The organism is Agrobacterium sp. CNPSo 2736 (assembly GCF_004005385.1).
In the GTDB taxonomy this organism is placed as follows: Bacteria; Pseudomonadota; Alphaproteobacteria; order Rhizobiales; family Rhizobiaceae; genus Agrobacterium; species Agrobacterium leguminum.
On sequence record NZ_RZTX01000002.1, the window covers coordinates 42402 to 60418 of the forward strand.

At 56.5% G+C, this 18017-nt stretch carries 23 protein-coding genes; 20 read left to right on the forward strand and 3 right to left on the reverse strand.

Features of this window, described 5'->3' with window-relative positions:
* Window positions 1-32 precede the first annotated feature (32 nt).
* Entirely contained in the window at window positions 33-764 is a 732-nt protein-coding gene (locus EM858_RS04200) for a hypothetical protein (protein WP_127755943.1), read from the reverse strand.
* 30 nt (window positions 765-794) lie between these two features.
* On the opposite strand from EM858_RS04200, the gene EM858_RS04205 reads away from it, so the two are divergent.
* Window positions 795-1022, forward strand: a complete 228-nt coding sequence (locus EM858_RS04205) for a hypothetical protein (RefSeq protein WP_127755944.1) — start codon at window positions 795-797, stop codon at window positions 1020-1022.
* Between the two features lie 41 nt (window positions 1023-1063).
* Here the strand turns inward: EM858_RS04205 and EM858_RS04210 are convergent, their stop codons facing one another.
* Window positions 1064-1510 carry a hypothetical protein gene (locus tag EM858_RS04210; RefSeq protein WP_127755945.1) on the reverse strand — a complete coding sequence of 149 codons (447 nt, stop codon included), beginning with the start codon at window positions 1508-1510 and terminating at the stop codon, window positions 1064-1066.
* Between the two features lie 32 nt (window positions 1511-1542).
* Complete coding sequence (locus EM858_RS04215; RefSeq protein ID WP_127755946.1) at window positions 1543-2208, reverse strand: DUF4145 domain-containing protein; 666 nt, start codon at window positions 2206-2208, stop codon at window positions 1543-1545.
* Between the two features lie 338 nt (window positions 2209-2546).
* Here EM858_RS04215 and EM858_RS27375 point away from each other — a divergent pair, with 338 nt between their 5' ends.
* From EM858_RS27375 to EM858_RS04315, 19 genes are all read left to right on the forward strand, one after another.
* On the forward strand, window positions 2547-2720 hold the full coding sequence (locus tag EM858_RS27375) for an HNH endonuclease (protein WP_245482984.1): 174 nt from the start codon (window positions 2547-2549) through the stop codon (window positions 2718-2720).
* A 306-nt stretch (window positions 2721-3026) separates the two neighbouring features.
* The gene (locus tag EM858_RS04230) at window positions 3027-3443 is read left to right on the forward strand and encodes a hypothetical protein (protein ID WP_127755949.1); all 417 of its coding nucleotides are present in this window, start codon (window positions 3027-3029) and stop codon (window positions 3441-3443) included.
* Window positions 3443-5164: a terminase large subunit gene (locus tag EM858_RS04235; RefSeq protein WP_127755950.1), complete on the forward strand. Its 1722-nt coding sequence runs from the start codon at window positions 3443-3445 to the stop codon at window positions 5162-5164. Before EM858_RS04230 ends, EM858_RS04235 begins: the two co-directional genes overlap by 1 nt.
* Before the next feature lie 50 nt (window positions 5165-5214).
* Entirely contained in the window at window positions 5215-6417 is a 1203-nt protein-coding gene (locus EM858_RS04240; RefSeq protein WP_127755951.1) for a phage portal protein, read from the forward strand.
* Complete coding sequence (locus EM858_RS04245; RefSeq protein ID WP_245482979.1) at window positions 6414-7091, forward strand: HK97 family phage prohead protease; 678 nt, start codon at window positions 6414-6416, stop codon at window positions 7089-7091. Before EM858_RS04240 ends, EM858_RS04245 begins: the two co-directional genes overlap by 4 nt.
* 25 nt (window positions 7092-7116) lie before the next feature.
* On the forward strand, window positions 7117-8430 hold the full coding sequence (locus EM858_RS04250) for a phage major capsid protein (protein WP_127755952.1): 1314 nt from the start codon (window positions 7117-7119) through the stop codon (window positions 8428-8430).
* A 77-nt stretch (window positions 8431-8507) separates the two neighbouring features.
* The gene (locus EM858_RS04255; RefSeq protein WP_127755953.1) at window positions 8508-8708 is read left to right on the forward strand and encodes a hypothetical protein; all 201 of its coding nucleotides are present in this window, start codon (window positions 8508-8510) and stop codon (window positions 8706-8708) included.
* A 1-nt stretch (window position 8709) separates the two neighbouring features.
* A complete protein-coding gene (locus EM858_RS04260) occupies window positions 8710-9318 on the forward strand; it encodes a hypothetical protein (protein WP_127755954.1) in 609 nt (202 codons plus the stop codon).
* Entirely contained in the window at window positions 9315-9653 is a 339-nt protein-coding gene (locus EM858_RS04265; protein WP_127755955.1) for a head-tail adaptor protein, read from the forward strand. Before EM858_RS04260 ends, EM858_RS04265 begins: the two co-directional genes overlap by 4 nt.
* Window positions 9653-10090 carry an HK97 gp10 family phage protein gene (locus EM858_RS04270; protein WP_127755956.1) on the forward strand — a complete coding sequence of 146 codons (438 nt, stop codon included), beginning with the start codon at window positions 9653-9655 and terminating at the stop codon, window positions 10088-10090. The genes EM858_RS04265 and EM858_RS04270 overlap by 1 nt, the downstream gene beginning before the upstream one ends.
* Window positions 10087-10497, forward strand: coding sequence for a DUF3168 domain-containing protein (locus tag EM858_RS04275; protein WP_127755957.1), 411 nt, complete (start codon window positions 10087-10089; stop codon window positions 10495-10497). Before EM858_RS04270 ends, EM858_RS04275 begins: the two co-directional genes overlap by 4 nt.
* Window positions 10490-11179 (forward strand): phage tail tube protein, encoded by a 690-nt coding sequence (locus EM858_RS04280; RefSeq protein WP_127755958.1) that lies wholly within the window; start codon window positions 10490-10492, stop codon window positions 11177-11179. The genes EM858_RS04275 and EM858_RS04280 overlap by 8 nt, the downstream gene beginning before the upstream one ends.
* An 8-nt stretch (window positions 11180-11187) precedes the next feature.
* Window positions 11188-11535, forward strand: coding sequence for a GTA-gp10 family protein (locus EM858_RS04285; protein ID WP_127755959.1), 348 nt, complete (start codon window positions 11188-11190; stop codon window positions 11533-11535).
* A 50-nt stretch (window positions 11536-11585) separates the two neighbouring features.
* Window positions 11586-11837 carry a hypothetical protein gene (locus EM858_RS04290; RefSeq protein WP_127755960.1) on the forward strand — a complete coding sequence of 84 codons (252 nt, stop codon included), beginning with the start codon at window positions 11586-11588 and terminating at the stop codon, window positions 11835-11837.
* A gap of 6 nt (window positions 11838-11843) precedes the next feature.
* Window positions 11844-14288, forward strand: a complete 2445-nt coding sequence (locus tag EM858_RS04295; RefSeq protein WP_127755961.1) for a phage tail tape measure protein — start codon at window positions 11844-11846, stop codon at window positions 14286-14288.
* Complete coding sequence (locus EM858_RS04300; protein WP_127755962.1) at window positions 14281-14994, forward strand: hypothetical protein; 714 nt, start codon at window positions 14281-14283, stop codon at window positions 14992-14994. Before EM858_RS04295 ends, EM858_RS04300 begins: the two co-directional genes overlap by 8 nt.
* Window positions 14994-15566 carry a hypothetical protein gene (locus EM858_RS04305; protein WP_127755963.1) on the forward strand — a complete coding sequence of 191 codons (573 nt, stop codon included), beginning with the start codon at window positions 14994-14996 and terminating at the stop codon, window positions 15564-15566. The genes EM858_RS04300 and EM858_RS04305 overlap by 1 nt, the downstream gene beginning before the upstream one ends.
* A complete protein-coding gene (locus EM858_RS04310) occupies window positions 15563-15961 on the forward strand; it encodes a hypothetical protein (protein WP_245482980.1) in 399 nt (132 codons plus the stop codon). The genes EM858_RS04305 and EM858_RS04310 overlap by 4 nt, the downstream gene beginning before the upstream one ends.
* Before the next feature lie 3 nt (window positions 15962-15964).
* Window positions 15965-18016 carry a hypothetical protein gene (locus tag EM858_RS04315; protein ID WP_127755965.1) on the forward strand — a complete coding sequence of 684 codons (2052 nt, stop codon included), beginning with the start codon at window positions 15965-15967 and terminating at the stop codon, window positions 18014-18016.
* Window position 18017: the final 1 nt, after the last annotated feature.

An 18017-nucleotide genomic window follows, 5' to 3' on the forward strand; every position in this document is an offset into this window, starting at 1 on the left:
GTGGCGTTCGCAGAACGCGCGCGGTTTTACATTTATTCATATACCGCGTTCGGAGGAGGTTGAATATTATCCCACCGTTCTGCGATCCCCGCGCATGCAGCGTCGATATTCTTGATCCGTGTCAAGGAGTTTGTCGGTGCGGCGATGACTGCCCCTGAATAGCAGTCGATGGTTACACATAACTTCAATTCCGGATCACCACCCTCTTCGTCATCAAGGAAGCCCAGATACGCAAACAAAAAAGCAGATTGCCACTCGGCTATCTCAGTTTTGAGTGGCTTGCCCTTTGCATAGCGTAGGGCGGCCAAGCCTGTTTTGATTTTATTAGTTGCAGTCTTCCGTCTTAACCTCATCGCGATATCCGGCGTTATCTTTACGCCGTGCCGCTCGATCGGCGGGCATTGTCCTGGTGATTGGCGATCCGCAGCGGGAAGTTCAAGGATGCCCGCTACCTTCACGAAGCGGTCGATATAATCGGCATTATGATCTAATACATCACGTCCAAAGTCGTCATCAGCCATCCGAGAACGAAGATTATCAGCCTCAGCCCTTAAAAGGTCTACGGTGGCGATGTCGCCCCGCAGGTAACGGCTCACCTGCAGTTTTGCGTCGTTGTGCTGGACCACGCGAGCAATCGATTGGAATTTACATCCTGTCAGGATTGAACGTCGTGCTACATCGCTAGCACCCATATAATCTGCAAGATATCTTGCCGAAATTTGCGGTTGTTTTACCAGTCTGTGCGTTTTCTTAGGTTCGGCCAATGATTCGCCCTCAGTAGGAGACAACCTAGGATGGATGAACTTTACTTTTCAGTAAATACTGATCAGGAAACAACACTATGCTTGGCGCCGCTTTCAGACAGGCAAATTGCTCTATCTGGCGAAGAGATTGACGACGCTAGTGGATATTTTCTGTTTGAGCGAACCGGCAACGGTGACGCATCAACGATAAACATCCTTGCACGAGTGACGTCTATCGACGCTGTTGAGCGGATGAGGACAATGCTGGCCTTGGCATAGATCCCAGACCACCAACGAGCAGGAGCGGGAGAAGAGGGGTGCTAGGGTGCGGTGTTTGGTGCCGGTGACAGCTTGTACAGGGTCGCTGGACCTTGGGTTATGTCCCTTTGAAAACCAAGTAACGAGAACCATCGAACCAGTTGGGGATGCGTTCCGTAACTAACGGCGACAATCGGCTTGTTGCCGTGAACAACCTGAATTTGCTTGATGTGCCTGCGACTGAAACGAACGAATTTTTTCTCGAAGAATTCGGGAGTGGCGGCGAAGCTGGTGTAGACCTCACCATCAAGTGTTTGCCAAGCGATGATAGCAACAGGATTGCCGCCATAAGTGAGTGCGTGGGCGTCTCCGGCGACCACCCATTCTCGAAACATGTCCTTCACCTTACGAGGATTGTAACCGGCGGTGATATACTCCGCCGTCAATCGTTCGTCGCTGTTCCTAAAGACCTTTGCTAGGTCGCCGGTTGTTGCCTTCCTGTACTCCAACGCCATCCCCCAAGCTTATGCCATTACTCAAATTAAGCGTTTGTGGCCGCGGCCTGTTGAATGCCTCTGTCAATCTTTGCGGTTAGAACAAAAAGGAAGTTCCCTAATGCCTCAGCGAATTCGACGGACTGTTTAGCCTCGTCGGGTGAAACGTGCGGCTTCTCCGCATCAGAATGTCGGGGCCTATTAGATCCAAGACGAACAGAATGAGCCCAGTCAGCCATGCCTTTAGTTAAGAGGTTATCCGATAGGGCTTTATCGATCCTTACGTAAAGTGATCCTTCAATGTAACCTTTTGCTTTCAGCATGGCATCCACGGCACTACCAGACATAACAGCTGCGGCATCGGGTGCATGTTGGGTCTCGTAGGCCTGCTGTAAAAATACGCGAGCAATTTGTGGTAAATCTTCGTGGGCCTGCTTCGGTGTAGGAAAAATTTGCCCAGCTAGATAGTCTTTTTGCCGTCTGTTTCCTTGGACGCAGACGATTGCGCCGCAAGATTGGCAGCGATAAGTCGCCCAATATTGCGGGGCTCCACCATCGGTGCGAGCTGTGGGACCGGCGCTGGCCCATGTACATGTAAAAAGCGGCTGCGCAACACTACAGTGTGGGCATCGGGCAAGGCCCACCAATTGAGGGCCCATGCAACTCTGTCCATTATGAGAGTTTGTACTTTGTTGCGTCGTTACCTCTGTCATCCGCGACTCGCCGTTGCTCCATTCTGAATTTGAGCGAAGGAGATCAAACTTGGCGTGCGTCGGCAAGAGAAGTAGCTTTCAACGTTAAGTTTTACACAGCCCCGTCAGAAATGGTGGGGTTTTTCTACGGCGGTGGCGAGAGGGGTGTGATGGCAAAACTGAAAACCATAAGGCCACAGATCGCAACTATCAAACCGCTAATAGGCAGAGCACCGGGCGATGAGCAAGAGCGTAACCGGAATAGGCAAACGGCGGAGCCGTGGCGCAAGTGGTATCAGCTGGCAGAGTGGAAGCGGCTGCGCGCCCAGACATTCACCCGAGATCACTTCACCTGCCAGATGGCAGGATGCGGAAGGATTGAGGTAGATACCTCGAAGCTGATCTGCGACCACGTCACACCTCATAAGGGTGACCGGGATCTGTTCTTCGATGCGTCGAACCTTCAGACGCTTTGCAAACCTTGCCACGATACAGTCAAGCAACGAGAGGAACGGTCGCGAGGCCGTTGGTAACGATGGCACGAGACTGCGGTGAGATTATCGTTGACGGTTCTGAGCTTCTCTCCCGTCTCCGTATCGGAGTGAAGATGCCTCGCATGTTCGGTCCTCGTATGACTGTTGCCACATGGCTCTTTCAGTTGGCCGGTTTGGTAAGCGGTACGAACATCGTTGTCGAAGTCGATGACGACCTGACCGATCAGGCAGGCGCCTAGGTCATTCGGCAGGCAGGGGGGCGGTCGAAAGTCTGGAAGGCCGCCTCCCTCCGCACCCGCGCCCCCCTCATCGGCATATTATTTTTTTGGAGTGTAATTTTCAGCCATGGCCGGAAACAAAAATAGCGGTCGTTCCGAGTTCCAGCCCACGGACGAGGACCGCGAGAAAGTGCGCGTTCTCAAGGCCTGCGGCATGTCGAACGTCGGGATTGCTGATGTTATCGGGGTTTCCGAGCCTACGCTTCGCAAGCATTTTTCTTTGGAGCTCGATAGGGCGACCGCAAAGGTCCGCGCTGAGCTGCTTATGGCTCGCTATCGGTCGGCAATGGGGGGCAACGTCTCTGCCCAGAACAAGATGATCGAGCAGGTCGCGGCAGTCGATGCACAGGCCAAACGGGCTCCCGAAAAACAGGAAAAGAAGCCGAAACTCGGCAAGAAGGAAGAGCAAAAAGCCGCGGCCCAGGCAATAGGCGGCAAATTCGCACCTCCGTCCCCTCCAAAGCTGGTGGTTGATAATCGCTAATGAAATGGTCGACGGCTTGTCTTGATTGGCGAGAGCGTATCGTCAAAAGGCAATCGCTCATCCCGTTCTCTCCGTTGTTCCCAGACGAGGCAGAGGCAGCGCTAGAGGTCTTCAAATCGCTGCAGGTGGTTGATCTACCCCAGCGGTACGAAGAGGCCACTGATAGCTACCGACATCCGACGTTCGGTGAGGTCAGCGAAGAGTTCGTTTTCGATTTCGTAAAGGCCGTTTTCGGCGCTTACGATGCCGGATCAGCAACTAGGCTGGTTGAAGAATTCTTTCTCCTCATCAGTAAAAAGAACGGAAAATCTACGATCGTTGCCGGGATAATGCTGACCGCGCTAATTCGCAACTGGCGGCACTCGGCGGAACTGATGATCCTGGCACCGACCCGCGAAGTAGCTGACAACTCGTTCAAGCCCGCTGCCGACATGGTGAAAGCGGACCCAGAGCTTTCGGATCTGCTGCATGTTCAGACGAACCTGAAAATGATTACACATCGCCTAACGTCGGCGGTGTTGAAAGTGGTGTCAGCAGATTCCACCACATCCGCGGGAAAGAAGGCAGCATTCGTTCTAGTTGAAGAACTTTGGTTGTTTGGCAAGAAATCAAACGCGAGTGCGATGCTTCAGGAGGCGACAGGCGGGCTCATATCGAAGCCGGAAGGCTTCATCATCTACGTAACCACGCAATCTGATAGCCCGCCTGCTGGCGTCTTCAAGGAGAAATTGGATTATGCCCGGTCGGTGCGCGATGGAGAGATTGCCGATCCTAACTTTCTACCGGTGCTGTATGAGTTCCCGGAGGAAATGATCAAGTCAAAGGCCTACCAGCGGCCCGAGAACTTCTACGTGACAAATCCCAATATGGGCCGATCCGTCCGCAAAGAATGGCTCGAACGCAAGCTCGCGGCGGTCATAGGCGGACAGGATGAGGAGGGAGACACGATCCAGACTTTCCTAGCCAAGCATCTGAACATCGAGATCGGAATGAACCTCCGATCCAACCGGTGGCCGGGCGCTGATTTCTGGGTCGCCAAGTCTGACGGTAGCTTAGATTTGGAAAGCATCTTGAGCCGGTCCGAGGTGATCGTTGTCGGAATCGACGGCGGTGGCCTTGATGACCTTTTCGGCCTGACCATTCTAGGGCGCGAGAAAGGCTCTCGCAACTGGCTGTCTTGGTCGCATGCATGGTGCCACAAAGGAGTTCTCGAGCGGCGAAAGTCGATTGCGTCGAAGCTGAACGACTTCAAGCGCGATGGCCTTCTTACGATCGTTGATGACGAGCTGAAGGACATCTCGGAAATCGTAGAGATCATTTCCGACATCAAGGCGCGTGGGATTCTGGCTTCCGTCGCGGTTGACCCGGCAGGGCTTGGCGAGATGATAGAGGCTCTCGCTGAAATCCAGGTGACACAAGAGGCGGGAAATCTCGTTGGCGCCCCGCAGGGCTATGCGATGATGAACGCCATCAAGACGGCCGAACGTAAGCTGGCGAACGGCACTCTGCGGCACGCGCCATCTGCGCTCATGGACTGGTGCGTGTCAAACCTCAAAATCGAGCCGACAGCAACGGCTATCCGCGCCACCAAGCAGAATGCCGGTGACGCAAAAATTGACCCCGTGATGGCGCTCTTCGATGCCGTAACGGTGATGAGCCGAAATCCGGAAGCACCGGGGGCGGGAATGGACGATTACTTTCGAGAGATGGCAGGTGGCTAGTGAATCCTTTCCGCAGACTTGCGTTCAAGGCGGCCTCGACGGTGGCGCGAATGCTGTCGATCGAGAACACGGACGGTTGGTATGCGTCAGGAATGGGCGATGCTGGAGAGCCGGTAACGGACTCCAGCGTTCTTTCAATCTCCTCGGCGTGGGCATGCATTAATTTGCTGTCTGGCACCATCGCCAGCCTTCCATTGATGGTCTACCGGCGCGACGCAAAGGGTGTCCGGGAGGTTTACCGGGATCATCCATTGTATCGGTTGCTTCACGACAGCCCGAACTACGATCAAACGGCCGTGGATTTCTGGGAGTTCATGGCGGCCTCAATCGAAATGAGAGGCAACGCCTACGCGCGGATTGAGCGAAACAGCCGGGGCATTGCCTCGTTGATGCCGGTCAATCCCGCCTTGATGGGAGTTCGGAGGCTCCAGAACGGCTCAATCGAATACCGCTGGTCGCAAGATGGACGATATTTCGTCGAGACCGACAAGACCATACTGCATATTCGCGGATTTGGCGGAAATCCCCTCGGAGGAATGTCAACGCTGCATTATGGGCGCCATACCTTCAGTCTGGCGCGCGCCGTCGACAAATCGGCGTCTTCGACTTTCAAGAATGGTATGCGCCCCTCGGGCGTGCTGACTTTTGAAAAGTGGCTAACACCAGAGCAGCGTGAACTGGCGGAAGAAAAACTGGCGTCGAAGTTTCAGACGACCGCCGACACCGGCAAGCCGATGATCCTTGAGGGCGGCACAAAGTGGGAGCAACTGACCCTTGCCCCGGAAGATGCCCAGATGCTGGAATCCCGTAGCTTTTCGGTGGAAGAGGTTTGCCGGTTCTTCGGCGTTCCGCCTTTCATGATCGGTCATACCGAGAAAACGACCAGCTGGGGATCCGGTATCGAGCAACAGACGCTGGGTTTTCAGAAATTCACCCTGCGTCGCCGCCTGAAACGCATCGAGCAGGCCATTGAAAAGCAGCTGCTGACCGCTGCTGATCGTGCAGCTGGCGTTTCCGTTGAGTTCAATCTGGAAGGATTGCTCCGCGCCGATAGCGCCGGTCGCGCCCGGTTCTACCAGCAGATGACTCAGATCGGCGCCATGACCATCAATGAGGTACGCGACCTCGAAAACCTGCCGCCTGTCGATGGCGGCGACATTCCTCGCATGCAGATGCAGAACAAGCCGATTTCCGAGATCGATGAAGAAGCCGTGCGTCAACTGATCGCACAAGAGAGGGAGCAATCTCAATGACCACGCTCATGAAGTTTGGAACCGCTTGCCTCTCCATCAAGGAAATGAAGGAAAGTGGCGAAATCGAGGGATACGGTTCCACGTTCGGTGGCGAGCCGGATAGTTATGGCGATGTCATTGCGCCTGGCGCGTATAGTGAATCCCTCGCAACTCACAAATCTGCCGGCACCATGCCGAAGATGTTCTGGCAGCACGATTCTCGCGAACCGATCGGTAAATGGTTTGAGGCGAAGGAAGATGACAAGGGTCTGTTCCTTCGTGGCAAGCTCAACATGGGTGTCCAGAGGGCGCGAGAGGCCTACGAGCTTCTGAAGGCTCGCGATATCGACGGCCTGTCCATCGGTTACCGCATCAAGGAATATTCCGTTGACACGGATACTGGCGTTTGGACGCTTGAGAAAATCGACCTGAAGGAAGTTTCCATCGTGTCGATCGGTGCCAACGACAATGCCACCGTCGCGAGCGTCAAGGCCGCAAAGGCCGCTCACGAATTAACAGATCGTCTGAAGTCCGGGGACCGGCTGACAGAGCGGGAATTCGAGGTTTGGCTCAAGGGATTGGGCTTTTCGAATTCACAGGCGGAGCGTGCCGCGCGCGTCCACCTGAAAGGGCAGGGGGATCCTGCCGTTGCGGACCCCGGAACCGCGTTCATGCAGGCACTGCTGCGCGAATAATCTTCACAGCCATACGAGGCACACCATGAAAAAGAAAATCTATATGCTGGCATCCGCCGGCATTCTCGGCGCTATGACCGCGAATGAGCGCGCCGCAGGCCGCTATCTTCGCGATGGCGGCGGTCATCCTGAAAACAAGTCGGCGGAACAGCTTGCCGGCGAAGTCAAAAAGCAGTTTGACGCCGCTATCGACAAGGTCAAGCAGCTTGCCGAAGAGGCGATCGGCAAGGCCAAATCGGGCGAAGAGCTGTCGAAGTCGCTCAAGGAGAAGGCAGACGAGGCGCTTCTCAAGATGAACGGTCTCAGCGAGCAGGTGTCCGAGATGGAACAGAAGCTTGCGCGTGCGGATCTCGGCAGTCGCGACGGGGAAAAGACCTTCGGTCAGCAGTTCGTCGAAAGCGAAGAACTGAAGGCTCTCGCCTCTGCCCCCCGCAGCGGCGCTTCCGCCAGCATGCCCGTGAAGGCCGATATCACCACGGCGACGACCAACGCCGCCGGCTCGGCCGGCGCTGCCATTTCGCCAAACCGCCTTCCCGGCGTCCTGGAGCTTCCGCAACGTCGTCTGACTGTGCGCGATCTCCTGACCCCCGGTAATACCGACAGTCCGGTTATCGAATATATCCAGGAGACCGGCTTCACCAACAACGCGGCGCCTGTTGCGGAAGGTGGTTTGAAGCCGAATTCCGATATCAAGCTTACCGACAAAACGGTATCGACCAAGGTGATTGCGCACTGGTTCCGCGCATCCAAGCAGATTCTGTCGGACTTCCCGCAGATCCGCTCCATGATCGATGGCCGGCTCATCTATGGCCTCGCCATCAAGGAGGAGAGCCAGCTCCTTAACGGCGATGGCACCGGCGACAATCTTCTGGGTCTCATTCCGCAGGCGACCGCCTTCGCTGTCCCCGCCGGATATACCAGTCCCACGCCGATGACCTCGATCGATGTCCTGCGCGTCGCGATGCTTCAGGCTGCCCTGGCTGAGTTCCCTGCGACCGGTCACGTTCTGAACGATATCGACTGGGCCGGTATCGAAACCCTGAAGGATGGCGAAGGCCGTTACATCATCGGCAATCCACAGGGCACGCTGCGTCCGACCCTCTGGGGGCTTCCGGTGGTCGCCACTCAGTCCATCGCCGTTGGCAAGTTCCTGACCGGCGCCTTCCGTCTGGCGGCGCAGATCTTCGACCAGTGGCAGTCCCGGATCGAGGTCGGCTTCCAGAACGATGACTTCGTTCGCAACAAAGTGACGATCCTGGGCGAAGAGCGTCTTGCTCTGGCTGTCTATCGCCCGGAAGGCCTGATCTACGGCAACGTAGCTCCGCCCGTCACCCCGTGACGGACACTGTCCCGTTTGTTCGGCTGACTACAGAGGGCGGATTTCCCGCCCTCTTCGTGAACCGAAGGAGAATGATTATGGGTAAAACAATAACATACGATGTCATGCGCGAGCATGAAGGTGACCGGTTTTACCGGAGTGGCGAAACGCGCGACCTGAATGAAGTTGAGGCGAAGCATCTCGTTGAACTCGGCGTCTTGGTCGAGCGCTCGACCGCAAAGGCAGAAACCAAGGTTAAAAACAAGGCGGAACAGGTTCCGAGCAACAAGGCAGGTTAATATGCACCGTCCAGTCCTTGTCACGGCGCCTGCCGTCCTTCCCGTTACGCTCGACGAGATGAAGATCGCCCTTCGCATCGCCGAGCGTGACGATGACGACAATATATTGCCGCACGAGGATGATGGCCTGATCGAGGATGAAATCCAGTCGGCAGTAGATCACTACGAGGGCTGGACGGGCATTCTGGGCATTGTTCTTTCAGAACAGACATGGCGCCAGTCTTTTGACGGTTTTTCCGGTTGCCTGAAGCTGCCGCTTGGGCCGGTCTCCTCGATTTCGGCTGCGCGGTATCGCAACGCGGCGGGGCAGATATCGACGATCGCTCCGAATGAATACGCGCTTGATGTCAGCGCATCTGGCGAGGCCTCTATCCGGTTCCGCAATGCCTACCAGCGTCCGTCCGACCTTTACGAACGTGGGGCGCTGCAGGTCGATTACCTGGCCGGCTGGCCGGTGGTTGCCGGTAAAAGCGGCGTCCCGGCCGATATCAAGGCGGCGATCAAGATCCGCGTCCAGCTTGCCTATGACGAGAGTGCACGCGTCGGCGCGGAAAATCTCGCCCGGGTAGAGGATGCCTTGATCGGCAAATATCGCAGGTTTTCGCTATGACCACGGCGCAGGAACTGGATCGCTCTATCTCGATTGAGAAAAAAGGTGCCGAGGTCGGACGCAACGCTATGAATGAGCCTGTCTACGGGACAGTCATCACGAAATATCGCGCCAAGCGCGTCGATGTGTCTGACGGCGAAAAGTTTCAGGCTGGTGGTGTCGGTGGCATCCTGACGGCGCGCTTCGTTATTCGTTCGTCATTGCGCAGCCGATCCATCCTTCCCTCTGATGATCTTCTTCACGATGGTCATAGGTGGAACATCCTTGGCATCAAGGAGACGCTCGATGGTCGGCATCGCTTTATTGAGATCACAGCGAACGTGGAGGTCAACTGATGGCCAAGGTCACGGTAAAGATCTCCGGGCTGAAAGAGCTTGATCGCGCGTTGGGCGGTCTTCCAAAGTCGGTAGCAAAAGCAACGCTCCGGCGCGTCCTCAAGGATGCGGCCGAGCCAATGGCCCGCAAGGCCCGCCAGCTGGCGCCAAAGCATGATTATCACCTTCTGGAAAGCATCGACGTTTCCACCCGACTGAACAGGCGGCAGTCCGCGTTGCACCGTAAAGACAGCAGCCCGGCGTTTCAGGAAATGTTTGTCGGTACCAACAATCCCGCCGGCGTGCAGCAGGAGTTCGGAAACGAACGCCACGGTGCACAGCCCTTCATGCGTCCTGCATGGGATACCGAGAAGGAACCGACGCTGGATCGCATAGCGGTGTCGCTGTGGGGTGAGATCGAAAAGTCGGCAAATCGTCTTGCCCGGAAAGGTCGATGATGGAGGAAGCCCTTCTTGGTCTGATGCTTGGCAATCCCGCAGTCGCGGCTCATTTCGGGCGGAATGTCTACTGGGTAGAGGTTCCGCAAAAGGAAAGACGGAAACCAAACTGCGTCCTGCGAGTGGTCGGCTCCCAGCCGCACTACAGTTTTCAGGGGCAAACGAACCTGACCCGCAGCCGGGTACAGATCGACGTCCGGGCGCTTTCCTATCTTGCGGCAAAATCCGCCGCGCGCGCTGTTCGCAAAGCCGTCTCGGGCTACCGGGGCGGCATCATCAAGGCAATATTTCTGGATACCGAACGTGATCTTCCTGATGAAGATGCAGCTTTGGATAACAGGGTGAGCCAGATATTTCGCGTCTCAATCGACATTTTCATCCACCACCAGGAGAACAACAATGGCTGACACTGAAGTATCGATCGGCTACGGCACGGTCCTTGAAATCGCTCTAGCGTCCGAGCCGGCGGACTTCACCTATATCCGTGAGGTATATGCGTTGACGCCGCCCGCCGATACCGATGACTCACTTGAGGCCACGCATATGCAGTCGCCGAACAAGACGAGGGAATATATCCCGGGCCTGACTGATTCCGGTGAAGCGTCGGTCGAGATGAACTATATTCCCGGATCTGAAACCGACCGCTTCATCCAGTCTATCAGGGGTAAGAAGCTGATCAACCGGGTGACGTTTGAAAACGGCATCCAGGTCATCTTTCGCGGCAACCGGCAGGGATACGAAAAGGATGTTCCTGTCGATGACCGCAAGACGGCAACATTGACGCTTCGCGTATCCGGCGATCCGATCATGACCGGCGTGACGGCGCCGCGCAACATTGACCTTCCGATTATCGATGGCGTTGCCAAGGTCGGCTCCCCTCTTACCGTAGACTGGGGTATCTGGGCGGGGGCGGAAGACCTTTCCTATCAGTGGAAGGTTGGCGGTGATTCTGTCGCGAACGCCAATACCTCTTCCTATGTTCCCGTCGTCGCGGACGTTGGTGAGGTCATCACGGTGGATGTCACGGGCGCCAACACGCTTTACAGCACCACGGTTTCCAGTGCGGCAACCGTCGCAGTCGTCGCCTGAGGTGAAACATGGCTAATCCACATCGTGGCCACGTGCCCCTTCAGGTCGCAGACAAGGAATACCGTATCAGCTACGGGATCAATTCCCTCTGCGAACTGGAGGAGGCCTTTGGCAAATCCATTCAGAAGATTATCGACGAAGATATCTCCGATGGCAAAGATATCCGGATGTCGTCGGTGCGGAAGATTGTCTGGGCGGGTCTCATCGACCAGGACCCTGACATGACGCTGAAGGATGCCGGTGACATAGCCGATCTTGCGGGTATTCCCGCCTGTATGGCTGCCATTGGTAAGGCTTTTGCGCTCGCCTTCCCGGAGGCGAAGGGAGGCCGAAACCCTCGGAAGCCGAGAGAATAGATCCTCTCGGCATCCTGAAATCCTGGGTGGAGGCAGGTCAGGACCCTGCCTTGTTCTGGCGCCTGACGCTGCGCGAAATCGGCGCTATCATGGATGGCGCGACTGCGGCTCTTCGCCACCGACACAATGAAAACGCGTGGCTTGCCTGGCACATCGAAGGGCTTGCGCGCGTAGACAAATTGCCCCGCCTCAAATCGTTGCAAAGCCATGTGCCGGGATCCGGGACGCGGCCTGCGGCAAACGATTCCAAGCGCGAGTTTGCGTCCTGGTCGGCATGGGTGCATTCCCACCAGAAAGGTTGATCCTTAATGTCATCGGCGGTCATCGGCGCGCTGCGCGTCAACCTCGGTATCGACACGGCGGAATTCCGCGACGGGTTTGCCGATCTCCAGAAGACTCTGGGCCGCGTGGGAAAATCCATGGAGTCGCTCGGGAAAAAGCTGTCGGTAGGCCTGACGGCGCCGATCACAGCCTTCGGCGTGCTGACCGTCAGGACAGCGGGCGATTTCGAGGCCGCCATGAACCGGGTGGGCGCGGCGACTTCGGCAACCAGCGATCAGCTGGCGCAGATGGAGGCTTTGGCCCGCGAGCTTGGGAAGAGCACGTCAAAATCGGCATCCGAATCCGCCGATATGCTTGAGATGCTCGCCAAGAACGGCATGAGCGTGGAGGAGATAATGGGTGGCGCTGCCGAAGCTGCCATCAAACTCTCCGAGGCGACTGGCGGCGATCTTTCGCGGTCTGCCGATGTGGCGACCAACGTCATGGCGCAGTTCGGCCTTGAGGCGAAGGAGATGGCAAGGGTTGTCGATCAAATAACCTCGGTCACCCTCGCTTCGCAGTTTGGCTTCGACGACTATGCGCTGGCACTGGGGCAGGCCGGCGGCGTGGCTGGCGCTCTGGGCGTCAGCCTGACGGACTTCAACGCCGTCATGGCATCCACTTCCGATGTCTTTAATTCCGGTTCCGACGCGGGCACATCGTTCAAGACGTTCCTGACGCGCCTCGTGCCACAGAGCAAGCCTGCCGCTGAAGCGATGAAAGAACTCGGTCTGGAATTCTTCGATGCCCAGGGCAACATGAAAAGCATGGCCGATGTGGCGCAGGAGCTGAAGGAAGGGCTTTCCGGGTTGAGCGACGAGGCCCGCACGAGCGCCCTTCAGCAGATATTCGGACAAGATGCAATGCGTACCGCTGTTGCGATGGCCTCTCAGGGGTCGGCAGGAATAGAGGCGGCGATTGCGCAGATCAACAAGGTTGGCATCGCGCAGGAACAGGCTGATGCCCGAATGAAGGGCTTCAACGGCGAGATGGAGAAACTCTCCGGCGCTTTTGAGGAATTGCAGATCGCCATTGCCAAAAGTGGCCTTCTCGAAATGATAACCGGGTTTGTCGCAGGCCTTGCCGAGTGGGTGGGCTGGCTGGCGCAGGTCAATCCCGAATTGCTGAAATGGGGAACGATCATCGCAGCGGTTGCTGCTGCGATGGGTCCGATCATAGCCGCTATTGGTATGTTTGCTACGGCAGTGGCTGCCATATCGGCGCCTGTTCTTGCCGCCATAGCGGTGGTTTCCGCTTTGGCTGCTGCTGCGATCTACCTCTACCAGAACTGGGAAAACATTCGGGAGAGTTTTCCTCTGGTTGGTCAGATCGTCGAAACTACCGTGGCCGTCATGAGCGCGAGCCTGAGCGGGTTTCTCGAAAATGCGCGGCTTCTTGCGACGGGGGTGGCGCAACTGCTGACCGGGGATTTCGCCGGCGCATGGAACACTGCCAGAGAGCTGGTTCACAATTTCTGGCAGACGCTGGCAAATGTCATGGATGCGATTTTTCCGGGTCTGCTGGCTTCCGTTCAGGCAAAGATGGGTGAGATCGTCAGCGCGGTGCAGACGGTTGCGGCGAAGATCCCGGAAGCGTTCGCCATGCTTCCCTCGCATATGCTCCAGATCGGCAAGGACATCATGAATGGCTTGCTGAATGGCATTACGGGCGCCGCTTCCAGCGTCATTGATGGTGTGAAGGGTGTAGCGACCAATATCGTCGATGGCGTGAAATCTGTCCTCGATATCCATTCGCCTTCGCGCGTCATGCAAGACATCGGCACCAACGTGATGCAGGGCCTCAATAACGGCATGACGAACTTTTCCGGCACTGTTGTTGATACTGCAACTGGTGTTGCCTCTACTGTCACGGGCGCATTCTCTCAAATGGAAAGCATTGGCGACAAGCTCTCAAGCAGCCTGTCCAGCGCGTTCAAGGGCGTGCTCGATGGATCAAAAACAGTCAGGGAAGCAATCTCGGGTGTTCTTGGAAGCCTCGCCGACATGTGGATGAACCAGGCATTTCAGGCGCTCTTTGGAGGCGGTATCGCCGGATCTTCTGGGGGTATTTTCGGAACCCTCTTTGGCGGGATCGGAAAGCTCTTTGGTTTTGCGAATGGCGGGTCGTTTCAGGTTGGCGGTGCTGGCGGCGTTGACAGCCAGCTTGTCGCATTCAAGGCCAGCCCGAATGAGCGTGTCACGGTCACAAAGCCGGGGCAGGAAGGCCATAGCGGTCGCGGCGGGGGAACCATGCGTGTTGTTGTCGGTATCGACCCCAAAAATGGCAGCATTCAGCCCTATGTCGATTCAAGTATCCAGCAGGCAGCGCCAGCCATTCAGTCCGGGGCGGTAGGGCAGGCAAACCGGATGGCGCCTGGTGCAATGGCAAACTATCAGGCGACTCGGGCCGGGGGTGATTATCGAAATGGCTGATATTATGGTTTGGCCCAGAAGCGTGCTTACGCCTCTTACTTGCCAGCCAAATCTGGTTTCCTTCACTCGCTCTGGTGGAAGATCGCTGGGAGGAATTGAGGTGGCGGTCCGAACCGATCTCGGATTTTGGTCCATCGAATATTCCGATATCCCTGTCTCATCCGTCGATCAGCGCCGGAGCTGGCTGGCAATTCGCAATACGCTGTCAGGTCGGTCCGGATTAATTGCGGTTCCGGCCTGGTCTCAGGATGTCGCGCCCTACGCTTCGGGAAAGTATGAGGGCAATATAGAGGTTCCCCATAGTGACCTGACACCGTTTTCGGACGGAACCATGTATGCGCAGGGTGCAATCTCGATCCGGAGCGTTGGCGTGACCCCTGTCGGCCAAACAACGATCCGTCTTCGAGTCGTGCGCGGTTCCCGAAACCTTTCGGGCGTGCGGTTTTCATATGCTCACGCTCTCTACGAGACGGGCAGGATTATCGAGGATGACGGCGATATCGTCACTCTTGCGATCTCGCCAACTACACGGGCAACCATTCCAGACCATGCTGATCTGGAATTCGATGAGCCTACCTGTCTTTGTCATCTTTCTTCCGATGACCAGATGGGGGCGGGGGTTGATCCGGTTCCATTCGAACGGCGCGCCGCCTCCTTCATTGAGGCCAATGATTACTGGAACAAGCTCGCGTTAGGTCTGGTGTAATGGCAATCAAATCACTGCGTGTTTTATGCCAGGTGGATCTTCCGTCGGGAACCGTCCGTCTGTGGGACGGTTCCGGCGGCCCTTTCGTCGATGATGCTGGCAATATCTGGCGAGCATGCATTCTTACAGAGGATGCGCTTAGCCAGATCGAGATGGCGATCAATGCCGAGGCATTCACGCTTGCGCTGGTCTTGTCGGGCATTGATGAGCAGACATCAAACCAGATTTGGGTCGACTACAAGGCGGGGTCCATCAAGGGTTCCCGCTTTCGCATCTACATTCAGGACTGCGACGAGTTTGATCAGCCGGTTGGTGTCCCGGATGTGAAATTCACGGGAAGAATCGACAACCTCATCTTTTCGGATGCGGCAAATGCCTCCGGTATTCAGTCGACCGTCACAGTTGAGGTCACCAACCGCTTCACGCTTCGAACGCTCACGAACGGCGCGGTACTTTCCGACGTTGATCAGAAAGCGCGGGCAAAGGTTCTCAACCCGACTGCTCCCCTCGACAGGTTTGCGGAGCGCGTCAACACCCTCCGTGATAAGACAATACGGTGGCCCAATTGGTGAGTGACCAGACGCTTTCGGCATTTCTCGATGCATATCAAGAGAAGCCCTGGAGGCCGGGACATGTCGATTGCTGCCTGTTCCTTGCTTCATGGGCTATCTGGTTGGGCCATCGAGACCCGGCGGAACACCTGCGCGGCACATATGATAGCGAAGACGGGTTCCGCCTCCACATAAAAGAGGCTGGCAGCGTTGTTTCTCTTGTCGGTGTCTGTGCTGTGAGGATCAACGCGAAGCGCATCCAGAGGCCCGCCTGTGGCAGCATCGGGGTGATCGGAAGCGAAACGAACATCAATCACCAATTCGGTGCAATCTTCGACGGTAGTCAATGGCTCGTCCGGTTCATCAACGGGGTGGGGCCGATGACAGCCAAGCCGTTGGCAATCTGGGCAATCTGATCCATGACAGGCATAATTGAACTCGGCGCGCTGATCGTTTCATCGCTCGCCACGACGACGCTTGCCGCGAACGCGCTGTATCTGGGTACGCTCGCCCTCGCTTACGGCGGTCTGGTGTACGGCACCTCTTTGCTTCAGGGACTGTTTGTTGAAAAGCCGAGCGTGCCCAAGCCGGAAGACGGCAGCTACAATTTGAAACAGAACGTCCCGTCGCTGGCTTATGTGCTGGGCCGGGTGAAGAAGGGTGGAGACTATGCCTTTCTTGAAGAAATAAACGGCATTGCCTTCCACATCATCGTTATGGCTGCACACCAGATTCAAGGATATGTGCAGCACTATCTTCACGATGAGAAGGCGACAGTAGATGGCGCCGGCCGCGTCACTTCGCCGGCACATTTCGTCTTCAATGGCGTCGATCACTACGTCGTCATCAATACGAGACTCGGGCTTAACGCCGAAACGGCTTATCCGGATATCGTGGGGAACTTCCCGACAATATGGTCGAACGATCACCGAGGCGACGGTCTGGCAACCATTCGCATGAGTTGCGCAACGGCCGGGAGTGAAAACTATCTCACGATCTATCCTAATCAGATGCCCGTGCCCTCGAGCGTGATCGACGGCGCGCTGCTTTATGATCCTCGGGTTGGCGATGTTCTTTATCGACACAACCTCGCCTTGATGAGGCTTTGGCACCTGACGAACCCTGTCGGGGGGAAGCTTGGCCTGACGGATATGTACCTGCCGGACTGGGCTCACGCCGCCGATGTTTGCGATCAAATCGTGATCAACAGGTCAGGCGGTTCGGAAAACCGTTATCACGGTGGGCTGTGGTTCCGGGCCGAGACAGATCCTGTGCAGGTCGGCAGGACGATGGACCAGGCCGCCGAACTGGTGGTGTTCGAAAGGCCGGATGGTCTTATCGGCGTCCATGCCGGTGAGTATACCGCTCCTGATATCCGCCTTGTGCGTGAAGATGTCATCAGCTTCCAGCTTGATGGCAACACGAGGGACAGTTCAACGGTACTTGCCGTGCGCGGCCGGTACACTGATCCCGGCAATGACTACAATTCGGCAGACGCAGCCATATACGGCAATCCTTACGTCGGCGAAGACACGGAGCGGACGAAGACTCTCGATAACACCGCAGTGCAGAGCCACAACCACGTGCAGCGCCTCCAGAAGATCACTTATATCCGGGCAAACGCACCGAAGATTTCGGTCCTCGCCCATTACGAGGCGGCGAAGCAAGTGCCTTACCGGCGATTTGTTCGGGTCCATATCCCGCCCAAAATGAACGAGGTGATTGTCGAGATAACAGCGACGCCAAAGCTCTCTTTGCGGAATATGACCATCGAGTTCTCCGGCATCATCGTCCCTGATGATCTTTACGACTTTGATGGATCGACAGAAGAAGGCGAGCCGGGAGCCAATGTCGAGCCATTGCCCCGCGGCGGCGTTCCGCTGCCTCAGAACTTTAATGTCACCATCCAGAACGAGACTTTGACCGGGGGGCAAAAGGCGGCCTATGCACTCGCTACGTGGGACCTCGTCTCCAACGCGTTGATCTATGAACTGGAGTGGGAAAGTGTTTCGGGATCGGAGCCGGCCAGATCCACAAACTCCAAATCCGGAGAAGTGCAGGTCAGATCGAATTATCTGTCCGACGGCGTACAATATCGTTTCCGTCTACGCGCATGGTCGAACGGCGCAAACTCGGATTGGACCGCCTACGAAATAAGGACGGCAACCGCTGACCCCACGCCACCAGCGACGGTGATAGGCGCATCCGCGACGGGCGGTAGTGGTCAGGTCAGCTTTTCGTGGACCGCGCCCAACAGCCCGAACTACGCCGGCGTTCGCCTCTACTTGAACACGACCAATACCTTCGTCGGGGCCTCGCTGGTTGCGACGGAGTACGGGCCTCCCAACATCGCGGACGGTCGAGTGGTCACCGGCGTAACTGCCGGCACCAAATACGGCTTCATCGTTTCCATCAATGCGTCAGGCACAGCGGCGGCACCCGTCGCAACTGGCGCAATTACCGTTACCTGAC